General features: G+C 39.2%; 10 protein-coding genes. 3 read left to right on the forward strand and 7 right to left on the reverse strand.

Annotation, left to right across the window (positions count from 1 at the left end; all coding sequences use genetic code 11):
* Positions 1-3 precede the first annotated feature (3 nt).
* The 4 genes from rpsG to G7Y57_RS04530 form a co-directional block, all read right to left on the reverse strand.
* A complete protein-coding gene (gene rpsG, locus G7Y57_RS04515) occupies positions 4-480 on the reverse strand; it encodes a 30S ribosomal protein S7 (RefSeq protein ID WP_165021009.1) in 477 nt (158 codons plus the stop codon).
* Positions 481-638: 158 nt separating this feature from the next.
* Positions 639-1061, reverse strand: a complete 423-nt coding sequence (gene rpsL / locus G7Y57_RS04520; RefSeq protein ID WP_165021010.1) for a 30S ribosomal protein S12 — start codon at positions 1059-1061, stop codon at positions 639-641.
* A 373-nt stretch (positions 1062-1434) separates the two neighbouring features.
* A complete protein-coding gene (locus G7Y57_RS04525) occupies positions 1435-2907 on the reverse strand; it encodes an aromatic hydrocarbon degradation protein (protein WP_165021011.1) in 1473 nt (490 codons plus the stop codon).
* A 164-nt stretch (positions 2908-3071) separates the two neighbouring features.
* Complete coding sequence (locus tag G7Y57_RS04530; RefSeq protein ID WP_165021012.1) at positions 3072-5006, reverse strand: NAD(+) synthase; 1935 nt, start codon at positions 5004-5006, stop codon at positions 3072-3074.
* A 174-nt stretch (positions 5007-5180) separates the two neighbouring features.
* On the opposite strand from G7Y57_RS04530, the gene G7Y57_RS04535 reads away from it, so the two are divergent.
* From G7Y57_RS04535 to pepE, 3 genes are all read left to right on the forward strand, one after another.
* Complete coding sequence (locus G7Y57_RS04535) at positions 5181-5774, forward strand: MarC family protein (protein WP_165021013.1); 594 nt, start codon at positions 5181-5183, stop codon at positions 5772-5774.
* A 127-nt stretch (positions 5775-5901) separates the two neighbouring features.
* On the forward strand, positions 5902-7194 hold the full coding sequence (gene eno / locus G7Y57_RS04540; protein ID WP_165021014.1) for a phosphopyruvate hydratase: 1293 nt from the start codon (positions 5902-5904) through the stop codon (positions 7192-7194).
* A 142-nt stretch (positions 7195-7336) separates the two neighbouring features.
* Entirely contained in the window at positions 7337-8044 is a 708-nt protein-coding gene (gene pepE, locus G7Y57_RS04545) for a dipeptidase PepE (protein WP_165021015.1), read from the forward strand.
* A gap of 57 nt (positions 8045-8101) precedes the next feature.
* Here pepE and G7Y57_RS04550 read toward each other — a convergent pair whose 3' ends face one another.
* The 3 genes from G7Y57_RS04550 to G7Y57_RS04560 all read right to left on the reverse strand — a co-directional run bounded on the left by G7Y57_RS04550 (position 8102) and on the right by G7Y57_RS04560 (position 11295).
* Complete coding sequence (locus G7Y57_RS04550) at positions 8102-8641, reverse strand: RidA family protein (RefSeq protein WP_165021016.1); 540 nt, start codon at positions 8639-8641, stop codon at positions 8102-8104.
* A gap of 100 nt (positions 8642-8741) precedes the next feature.
* The gene (locus tag G7Y57_RS04555; protein ID WP_165021017.1) at positions 8742-9938 is read right to left on the reverse strand and encodes an MFS transporter; all 1197 of its coding nucleotides are present in this window, start codon (positions 9936-9938) and stop codon (positions 8742-8744) included.
* A 67-nt stretch (positions 9939-10005) separates the two neighbouring features.
* Complete coding sequence (locus G7Y57_RS04560) at positions 10006-11295, reverse strand: Nramp family divalent metal transporter (RefSeq protein WP_185153918.1); 1290 nt, start codon at positions 11293-11295, stop codon at positions 10006-10008.

The following is an 11295-nucleotide window of genomic DNA, read 5'->3' on the forward strand; positions in this document are numbered from 1 at the left end:
ATATTAAAATCTGAAGTGAGCAAATGCACGGTTGGCTTCTGCCATCTTATGCATGTCCTCTTTTCTTTTATATGCACCACCTTGACCATTGAATGCATCTGTAATTTCGGCTGCTAATTTGTCAGCCATTGTCTTTCCACCTCTCTTGCGAGCATATAGGATAAGATTTTTCATACAAATAGATTCTTTGCGATCAGGACGTATTTCTGTAGGAACTTGAAATGTTGCACCACCTACACGGCGAGACTTCACTTCTACTTGTGGAGTTACGTTATCTAATGCTGCTTTCCAAATTTCCAAAGCAGACTTTTCTTCATTAGGCAATTTAGCTTTCACAGTTTCCAGTGCCGAATAGAAGATACTGAACGATGTAGATTTTTTACCATCATACATCAGGTGGTTAACAAACTTTGTAACCTTTACATCACCGAAAATCGGATCCGGGAGGATCTGTCTTTTCTTTGGTTTTGCTTTTCTCATTTTTTACTTAAAAATTTTGTTTTTGTTTTTGGTTGCCAATGATTTTAGATGTCTTCAATAGTTCCGCTGAACTATTTACTCAACCTGTATATTGCCTATCCAATAAACTTAAACCGTTTTAATACTTAATTAAAAATCTCGGTTAAAGGAGGCGGTAATTATTTCTTTTTACCTTTAGCTGGTGCGCCTTTCGCTGCCGCAGCTGCTCCCGGTTTAGGACGTTTTGCTCCGTATTTAGAGCGGCGTTGCGTACGACCACCCACTCCGGCTGTATCCAATGTTCCACGAACAATGTGATAACGAACCCCTGGAAGGTCTTTTACACGACCACCTCTAACAAGTACAATCGAGTGCTCTTGCAAGTTATGTCCTTCTCCAGGAATATAAGCATTTACCTCTTTTGAGTTTGTTAAACGCACACGTGCTACTTTACGCATTGCTGAGTTTGGTTTTTTAGGAGTAGTCGTATACACACGAATACACACACCTCTACGTTGAGGACATGAATCGAGGGCACGAGATTTACTCTTCTCAACCAAAACAGTACGTCCTTTTCTTACTAATTGTTGAATTGTAGGCATCTTGTTTTAATCTTTAGAACTTTAAATTCAATTTTTTGTTATACATTTTTATCTACCAATAATACAAAGAATCCGAAACTATCTCAGTGATAATCAAATCATTATCATCGAAACGAGTCCCGTCCTAATCATTATTGGGTTGCAAATGTATACATAATCAACTAAATACACAAGTTTTTATAATATTTTTTGAGCAATTAAGCGCTTACAGACAAGGGAATAGTATACCGCTCAAGATTAATTATAATCTCTTAAATCAAATTTGATCATGTTGCCGATTCGTTCAAATTTAATTTATTGAAATATTCTCCAAACAGAAACAGGTCGGATTTGAAATCAAATCCGACCTGTTTTATATGAGTTTTTCTTAATCTTAGAACGAAAAGTCTACACCTGCGGCAAATACTTTATTAGTGCGAGAATAGACATCGGTTCGTATCAAAGCAGGATTATCATTACCTGTCTTTTTAGTCCAGTCTGAATATGTTGTCCAGAAGTAGCCAATATTAATTTGAACCTTTTCCGACACATTCACAGCACCACCAAACCCTAACGAGTAAGAATTAAGAGAGAAGCTAAGATCTCTTTGATATTCATCTGTCACTCCGTAGCGAGTAATTTGCCCTCCGGCACTCACTAAGAACATTTTATCTATCTGATATTCTAGTCCACCTAGATATTCGTTAGTACCTCCTTCAAGAAGTTTTTGTTTGTCACCTTCCATTCTTGCACTCTTATCGAAAAAGTGATGGTAACCAACATTGGCTGTCAATTGAGGTAATATTGCATAAGAAGCACCGATCGTAAACAAAGCGGGAATATCGTGAGCCGTATTGACTCCATGAGCGAACATACCGGTTCCATCAAGACCGGTATCGTCTACTTTGGTTTTATTTTCTACATTAAGGCTTGTCTTGAATTCATATTTCATTCCGACATTGAGTTTCTGATAGTTAATATTGAATCCAATAATAGGTGCAACACCCCATCCCGACTGTTTTGAGTCAAGGTACGCACCATCAAGCGATGCTTGTTGTAGAAGATTCAATGAGTTGATTGTGCTTTGATCTGTCTGACCTTGCATTGCCATTCCCAGAATAGCAGCTGGGCTAACCATCGAACTGCCATCATAGTCCATGAGTCCGGGAGGGAAGCCTTCGGCTTTAATGTTTGCTCTCAGACTTCTTAGGTATCCTTCGTAGTGATTGTTTACAATATTAAGACGGAAGCCTGCATAAGCTGAGAAGATTTCATTTATCTGATATGTTCCACCCATTTGTGCTCCATAGATGAATGATGAGCCTGACATATATTGATCGACTGAGTAACGGTTGGAGCTTATGGTTCCCGATGTACCTAGTTTATTATTCAGGCCTGCTGCTACTTGACTGAAAATACCGGGCAAAGCGGATGCGCCTGCTTCAAACATTGGTAGACCGTTGCTAAAGGTAGCTTTTCCACCACCACCCACAACAGCCAGACTTCCCGAAAGAACCCATTTACCTTTTTTGTATGCAGCCTGAAGACTTGGTACAATAGGAGCCGAAGCTGTTCCTTTATATGTTTTAGTTGGATCTCCTCCCGACTGAGCAAAAGGAGCGTAAGTAGAATTAATTACTCTGGTTTGATATACACTCTGATTAGAGAATGAAAAATGAAAACCATCTTGCAATTTTACTAATCCGGCAGGATTATAATAGGCGGCGTCTACATTTGTAGAAGCCTCCAATGCCATTAGTCTCGCAAAACGAGCACTTTGGTTTGTATTTGTCAATATGCCTCCGGCAAACATAAAAGGGACAGAACACATTGCGATGATACCTACCGCCAATCTTTTCTTATTCATTATATTTAAACTTGGTTAAAAATCGGTGGCAAAGATAGGACTAAATAGTTAGTTACAAAAGAAACTAACTTAAATTTTATGATCTATCATATTGATAATCATTCATTTGTTGTTTGAGCAACTATTGCATTGCGTCCTGTTTTCGAAGCGAAACAAAGTAAAGATTAAGACAAAGTATCTAACTCTTTCATCCACAAAGCAGACGATGCATCGCTAGGCATACGCCAATCTCCTCGCGGAGAAAGATTCACCGAACCCACTTTGGGTCCATCAGGTAAGCAAGAGCGCTTAAATTGTTGAGAAAAGAATCGATGGAAAAACACATTTAGCCATTTTAACATTTCACTCTTTGAGTATTCACCATCAAAAGCATGCTGTGCCAAGAAGTATATTTTGGCAGGACTAAAACCAAACCGAAGTACATAATAAAGAAAAAAGTCGTGGAGAATATACGGACCTACCACATGCTCCGTTATCTGTGCAATCTCACCATCTGCACCCGCAGGTAATAATTCGGGACTTACAGGAGTATCGATAACATCATTCAGAATTGCCTTAGACTGAGAATCCATTTGGGTATCAGATACCCATTTAACAAGAGTACGAACAAGGGTTTTAGGTACGCCTGTATTCACAGCATACATAGACATATGATCTCCATTATATGTACACCAGCCTAACGCCAACTCCGACAAGTCACCTGTACCAATCACAAGACCGTTTACTTTATTAGCATAGTCCATTAATATCTGCGTGCGTTCACGTGCTTGCGAATTTTCGTAAGTCACATCATGTAGATTAATATCATGATCTATATCTTCGAAATGCTGAAGGACAGATTTATTGATAGATATCTCTTTAGTAGTTACCCCCAATGACTTCATCAACTCGATAGCATTGGTATAGGTGCGATCGGTAGTACCAAAACCAGGCATGGTAATACCATATATATTTTTGCGGAGAATATCCAGTTTATCAAAAGCTCTCACCAAAACAAGTAATGCCAATGTAGAATCAAGACCTCCCGAAACACCGATTACGGCAGTCTTACAATTAGTATGAAGCAAACGCTTTGCCAATCCCCCTACCTGAATAGAGAATATCTCACCGCAACGCTCGTCTAATGTTTCATCATTCACCGGGACAAAAGGAGTCGGTGAAACATAACGATCCAATTTATTTAATTGATGAATTTCTGTCGCAAGTTCAATGGTACGATATTCTTTGGATGAAAGACCTTGTTCGTTTGTTGTGAATGAAGAATTGGAAATACGGTCTTTCTGCAAACGTTCTATATCAATATCAGCCGTCACAAGCTGGCTTGATAGTTCGAAACGTTTCGACTCCGCCAAAAACGAACCGTTTTCGGCAATCAAGCTACTTCCCGAAAAAACAATATCGGTCGTAGATTCGCCACTTCCCGCAGCGGCATATACATAACCCGCAATACAACGAGCCGACTGTTGACTGATAAGAGATTTACGATAGACGTTCTTCCCTACCGTTTCGTTACTTGCCGAAAGATTAAATATTACCTCTGCACCATTCAATGCCAACAGGCTGGAAGGAGGAACAGGAGTCCATAAATCTTCGCATATTTCGATACCGAATTTGAGAGTTGGGGTCTCAAATATCAAATCGATCCCGACAGGGATTTCCTGCCCTAAATAGCTGACTGTTTTTACAGATAGCTCGCTTGATGAAGCAAACCAACGTTTTTCGTAGAACTCACTATAATTGGGCAAATACGTTTTGGGTACAAAACCTTGAATTTTACCACCAGACAACACTGCCGCTACATTATACAGGCTACCATTTATAAACAAAGGCATCCCGACAATAGCTGTAACGGTTTTATTTTCGAGCGATTGATTTATTTTTACAATAGACCGGGCTACACCATCCAACAACAAACGTTGATGGAAAAGATCGGCACAAGTATAAGCTGTAATACTTAGCTCCGGAAAAACGATAACCGACACCTGCTGCTTTTCAGCCTCAGCGATCAATTTTATTATTTCTTCTGTATTATAATCACAGTCTGCGACTTTCACACTTGGTGTTGCTGCCGCCACTCGTACAAATCCGTAGTTAGCCATAATGGTCGATATATTTATACAAACTTACAAAAGTTTTTGCTTTATGCTTTTCATTAAAGACAAAAACATTCATAATCGGACTTCAGTAAAGTAATGATTTAGTATTATATATAAAGTTTATAATCGAAAAAACATTAAATTTGCACAATAAACCCATTAAAGCATCTATTGATTATGGACTTAGCGATTAGTTTCAAGCAAATATTAAGCACATTCGTTGTATTATTCGCACTGATAGATGTATTAGGGTCTGTGCCTATATTTCTCGGTTTCACAAAAGACAAAAAGGATGTAAATCCATTTCAAACAGCATTATATGCATTTATCATTATGGCTGCATTCCTTTTCGTCGGCGAAGGATTGTTGAATTTATTCAATGTGGATGTCTCTTCTTTTGCTGTAGCAGGAGCATTGGTTATTTTTATTATTTCGATAGAAATGATATTTGGAATTGAGGTATTCAGGAACGATGCTCCCAATGGGGCTTCGACATTTGTACCAATTGTATTTCCGTTAATTGCAGGTCCGGGAACGTTTACCGCCTTACTATCAATGCGTGCCGAATTTTCGGTATTGAATATTCTCATAGCCCTATTCGCAAATATGATTATCGTATTTTTTGTTCTGAAAAATTTAAAGCTAATACAAAAAGTCGTAGGCATTGGTGGCGTATATGTGATGCGTAAATTCTTTGGAATCATATTAATGGCTATCGCCGTAAAATTATTCACATCAAATATCAACGCATTGCTGAATAGTTTACAATAATGGTCTAAAAAAGCATAAATTCATTTACTTACTCTTCTGTATTAAAAGAAAAAAATGTATTTTTGTTCAGCTAAATTTAACAACAACAATTAGAATATATTATTCAATTTTTAAAAATCAATAAAACATGAGAATCGAGAAAATTTTCGCACGTGAGATTTTGGACTCAAGAGGTAATCCAACAATCGAAGTTGATGTTACCCTTGAATGTGGTGCATTTGGTCGTGCTGCTGTTCCATCGGGAGCTTCTACAGGTGAAAACGAAGCATTAGAACTTCGTGATGGCGACAAAAAAAGATATGGCGGTAAAGGTGTAATCAAAGCTGTTGATAACGTAAACAATGTTATCGCACCTGCTCTACTTGGAGAATCGGCATTGAACCAAAGAGGCATTGATCAACAAATGATCGCTCTTGACGGAACTAAAACTAAATCGAAACTAGGAGCTAACGCTATTTTGGGTGTTTCTCTAGCTGTTGCTAAAGCTGCTGCTAACTATCTTGATATTCCTTTGTATCGCTATATCGGCGGAACAAACACTTATACTCTTCCTGTACCGATGATGAATATCATCAACGGAGGCTCTCACTCTGATGCTCCTATCGCATTCCAAGAGTTTATGATCCGTCCGGTAGGTGCTAAATCATTCAAAGAAGGTTTGAGAATGGGTGCTGAAGTATTCCATGCTCTTGCTAAAGAATTCAAAAGCAGAGGTCTTAGTACTGCTGTTGGCGATGAAGGTGGTTTCGCTCCTACATTGAAAGGAACAGAGGATGCTCTAGATTCAATTCTTAAAGCTATCAAAGATGCAGGTTACAAAGCAGGAAAAGATATTACTATCGCTCTTGACTGTGCTGCTTCTGAATTTTACGACAAAAAAGCTAAAGTTTATGACTATAGCAAATTTGAAGGAAAAGACGGTGCTAAACGCACTTCTGCTGACCAAGTGAAATTCTTGAAAAGCCTTTCTGAAAAATACCCTATCGATTCAATCGAAGATGGTATGCACGAAGCTGACTGGGATGGATGGAAATTGCTTACTGACGAAATCGGAAGCAAAGTTCAACTAGTGGGTGACGATTTATTCGTAACTAACGTAGATTTCTTGAAAAAAGGTATCGAAACAGGTTGTGCTAACTCAATCCTAATCAAAGTAAACCAAATCGGTTCTCTTACTGAGACTTTGGATGCTATCGAAATGGCTCACCGTGCAGGTTACACCAGCGTAACTTCTCACCGTTCGGGTGAAACTGAAGATTCTACAATTGCCGACATAGCAGTTGCAACTAATTCAGGTCAAATCAAAACAGGTTCTCTTAGCCGTTCAGACCGTATGGCTAAATACAACCAACTACTTCGTATCGAAGAAGAATTGGGTGACAAAGCTGTTTATGGTTACACAAGAGTTCAAAAGAAATAAGAAATTAATTTCTTTAACATATAAAAGCCGATGCTCGAAAGAGTATCGGCTTTTTTCATTGTGATTTTATCCATAAAAATGACATCGGTAGAGCAACGAAATATTTTTCAGTATATTTGTAATAAATAAAAAGAATACGACCATGAGACTATTACTACTAAGCAATTCGACTAATCCCGGAGAAGCCTATCTGGGTTATCCTAAAAATAACATCAAACAATTCTTAGGAGATAAACCTGTTAAAGCTGTATTTATACCCTATGCTGTTGTTACTTTTTCGTATGATGAGTATGAGCGAAGAGTGAATGATGCATTAGCCGAAATAGGACATAGTGTGACAGGAATACATCATTTCGATGATCCGAAACAAGCGATAAAAGATGCGGAAGCAATCGTTATCGGTGGGGGAAATACGTGGAAATTGGTACGTACCATGCGCGATAATGGATTGATAGAGCTTATCGGCGAAAAGGTAAAAGCAGGAATACCTTATATAGGATGGAGCGCGGGATCGAATGTCGCTTGTCCCACCCTACGCACGACAAACGATATGCCAATTATAGACCCAAAAGGGTTTGAAACAATTAACCTTGTACCTTTTCAGCTTAATCCTCACTACTTGGACGACCATCCATCAAACCATGGAGGAGAGACGCGCGAGGTTCGTATCAATGAATTTATAACTCAAAATCAAGATACGTATGTGGTAGGACTGCGTGAAGCTACAATGCTACATTACGAAGATGGCAAATTAGAACTGATAGGAAACCGAACAGCCCGCATATTTAAATATGGAGAAGAGCCTAAGGAATTAAGCAATAAAGATGACTTCAATTTCCTAATGAAATAAACTAAGAGAGAAGCTTTTCGGAGCTTCTCTCTTTTTGTTATATAGAATACCGAATAATCACTCCACTTCAAATATGGCTTGTATCTCCACCGGCGAATCGATCGGCAATGAAGATGCACCGAAAGTAGCACGTGTATGCACTCCTCTTTCTCCAAAGATGTCGATGAGTAAGGATGAACCTTCGTTCATCAAAACAGCATGTTGTGTATAGCCTTTGCTCGTATTGAATATGCCTGTCATTTGCACAGCTTGTTTCACTCTGTCTAAATCTCCATCCAATGCCTGATTGAGTACAGCAACAACATTCAACATTGCTTGACGGGTAGCCTGCTTCGCTTGCTCCTCGGTTACACCTTCTCCAATAACGCCGGGAGTTAGTATTTTGCCATCTACCAGTGAAACCTGATTGATAAAAATCAGATTACCAACTCTCTTATATGGAACATAGCTACCTACAGGCGCAGGAGCATGGGGTAAAACAATACCTGATTCCTGCATTTTTTTCGTAGTTTGTGATTTTGGGATTATCATTTCCTGAGCATAAAGAGTCCCTATAATTAATGTGAAAAGAAGAAACAGAGCGGATATTTTTTTCATTGACTATACTTTTTTTGTGAGAAACAAAAGTAATAAAGTCTGACCTGCCCTCCACGTTAAAACTTATCAATATACCGCCTCAAATGATAATGTAACGTAATTAAGCAGCCTTATGCTTCTTCGTGTTCGGAAGAAAAGCAGCCACCAAACCAATAAGAGGGAGGTAAGCACATATATTATACACATGCTGAATACTTGTTTCATCGGCAACTTTGCCGAGTGCCGCTGACGCAATCCCCGCGACACCGAAAGCCAACCCAAAGAATAGACCTCCGATTAAGCCGACTTTGCCCGGCAACAACTCTTGTGCATACACCAAGATAGCTGAGAAAGCAGATGATAGTACCAAACCGATAATAATACTCAATACACATGTTCCCACCAAGCCGACATGAGGCATAGCCAGAGCAAAAGGTGCAGTACCTAAGATCGATCCCCAGATAACATACTTGCGCCCTATACGATCGCCTATAGGCCCTCCTGCAACTGTACCTACAGCCACAGCAAACAAGAAAGCAAAAAGATATAACTGGGCATCATGTACATCGACTCCAAATTTATCGATCAGATAAAACATATAGAAGTTGCTAAGACTAGCCATATAGATGTATTTCGAAAAGATAAGAACAAGCAATATAGATATTGCCATAATTATCGTTTTACGCGGATAAGGCGAAACAGAAAGGACATCACCATCCTTCGCCTTGGGTTTTATTCTGTAAAGATTGGCTTTATACCATCGGCTGATAACAAGCATTACACCAATACAGATAAAGGCTACGATAGAAAACCATGCTATATTTTGTTGTCCGTAAGGAGTAATTACCCAAAGTGCAAGGAGAGGGCCCAATGAAGAACCGAAGTTCCCTCCTACCTGAAATATTGATTGTGCCAATCCGTGTTTTCCTCCAGATGCCAGATACGCCAGCCTAGATGCTTCGGGATGGAAAATAGAAGAGCCAAAACCCACAAAGAATACAGCAATCAGGACTTGAGCAAAGCCGGATGCGAAAGCAAGAAATAGTATCCCGCCCATCGTAAATGACATCCCAACAGGTAACGAATAGGGCTGAGGCCGCTTATCGGTAATCCACCCAATCACCGGCTGAAAAACAGAAGATGCCATCTGGAAGACGAGTGTAATAAGCCCTATCTGAGTGAAATTGAGCAATAAAGAATCTTTCAGCAATGGATAAATAGCAGAGATAAGCGACTGCAAGGTATCGTTCAACATGTGTGATATACCGAGCAATGTAAGCATTGCAAAAGCTGTTCCTGTTTGTTTCGTATTTCCCATTTCTGTTATCCTTTTAAAAAATAGTTGCAAAGATACAGCTTATTAAGGAGATAAAAAGGATAGAGTGTTATTGAAAATTAAAATCTACGAAAAAGCTTATAAGTAGGAGAATATTTAAGATAGTTACTATCCCTGCAATAGTATAGAGCATCCACTTCGTAAAAGACTTATTTGCATATTTTCCCATAACCTGTTCCGACGAAGTCAGCCTCACTTGAAGAAAGACTGTTATCGGCAACTGCATACTTAAAATGGCTTGCGAAATAATCAGACCCATAAAAGGATTACTTATCAGAAATATAATCAGCAACGCAACTCCCAATGAGATAACAACCCCTGTTCGTGAATGTATATCCTTTATATTATATGGCTCATCGTACATCCCTGCAAAAATAGAACCGGCTGCAATCCCTGATGTCATGGAGGAGGAGATACCTGCAAACAACAACGCTATAGCAAATACCACGACAGCATTGTTACCGAGCAGTGGCTGAAGCAGAGAGTGTGCTTGTCCGAGATCGTCTACAATCATACCTTCTCTGAAAAACGTAGCCGCAGCAAGTAAAATCATAGCACTATTGATAGCCCAACCAATAACCATGGAAAGGAAAGTATCGAAAAACTCATATTTCAATTGTTTCTCTATTACCTTATCGTCCTCAAGATTCCATTGGCGGCTTTGTATAACTTCGGAGTGTAAGAATAGGTTATGTGGCATAACCACTGCTCCCAAGACACTCATTATAATAAGCATACTGCCCTCCGGAATAGATGGTTTCACCCACGATTCTATAGCTACAGGCCAATCTATTTCGACCAGAAACAATTCGTATATAAATGACAATCCGATCAAAGACACAAAGGCAATAATATAGCGCTCAATCTTTTTATACGAGTTGGAGAACATCATTATAAAAACAAATATTGTCACAAGAACCGCACCCAGCTTGATCGGTATATCGAAAAGCATCTGCAAGGCAATTGCACCTCCCAATATTTCGGCTAAAGATGTTGATATGGATGCCCCGATTGCAGACCACAGAATAAAACGTGATCCGGCACGTGGCAGATATTTATTAGCAGCTTCCGACAAACAAAGTCCTGTAACAATTCCGAGATGCGCTACATTGTGTTGAAGAATAATCAGCATAACTGTAGATAGGGTTACTACCCACAACAAGGCATAACCAAATTCCGATCCGGCTGCAAAATTCGAAGCCCAGTTGCCCGGGTCGATAAAGCCAACGGTAACCAATAGTCCGGGACCAATATATTTCAACAACTCAAATGCACTTGATTTAAGTTTTGGATTGCGAGTCCTATAATCTTTCTTTAATTTCTTGAAATAATTTATCAT

The organism is Dysgonomonas sp. ZJ279 (assembly GCF_011039205.1).
In the GTDB taxonomy this organism is placed as follows: domain Bacteria; phylum Bacteroidota; class Bacteroidia; order Bacteroidales; family Dysgonomonadaceae; genus Dysgonomonas.

Bases quoted from the DNA above. Each gene is read 5' to 3' on its own strand.
- G7Y57_RS04535 (WP_165021013.1), top strand. From the start codon at position 5,181: ATGGACTTAGCGATTAGTTTCAAGCAAATATTAAGCACATTCGTTGTA.
- G7Y57_RS04555 (WP_165021017.1), bottom strand. From the start codon at position 9,938: ATGGGAAATACGAAACAAACAGGAACAGCTTTTGCAATGCTTACATTG.
- eno (WP_165021014.1), top strand. From the start codon at position 5,902: ATGAGAATCGAGAAAATTTTCGCACGTGAGATTTTGGACTCAAGAGGT.
- G7Y57_RS04550 (WP_165021016.1), bottom strand. From the start codon at position 8,641: ATGAAAAAAATATCCGCTCTGTTTCTTCTTTTCACATTAATTATAGGG.
- rpsL (WP_165021010.1), bottom strand. From the start codon at position 1,061: ATGCCTACAATTCAACAATTAGTAAGAAAAGGACGTACTGTTTTGGTT.
- G7Y57_RS04525 (WP_165021011.1), bottom strand. From the start codon at position 2,907: ATGAATAAGAAAAGATTGGCGGTAGGTATCATCGCAATGTGTTCTGTC.
- G7Y57_RS04530 (WP_165021012.1), bottom strand. From the start codon at position 5,006: ATGGCTAACTACGGATTTGTACGAGTGGCGGCAGCAACACCAAGTGTG.
- G7Y57_RS04560 (WP_185153918.1), bottom strand. From the start codon at position 11,295: ATGATAAATTATTTCAAGAAATTAAAGAAAGATTATAGGACTCGCAAT.
- rpsG (WP_165021009.1), bottom strand. From the start codon at position 480: ATGAGAAAAGCAAAACCAAAGAAAAGACAGATCCTCCCGGATCCGATT.
- pepE (WP_165021015.1), top strand. From the start codon at position 7,337: ATGAGACTATTACTACTAAGCAATTCGACTAATCCCGGAGAAGCCTAT.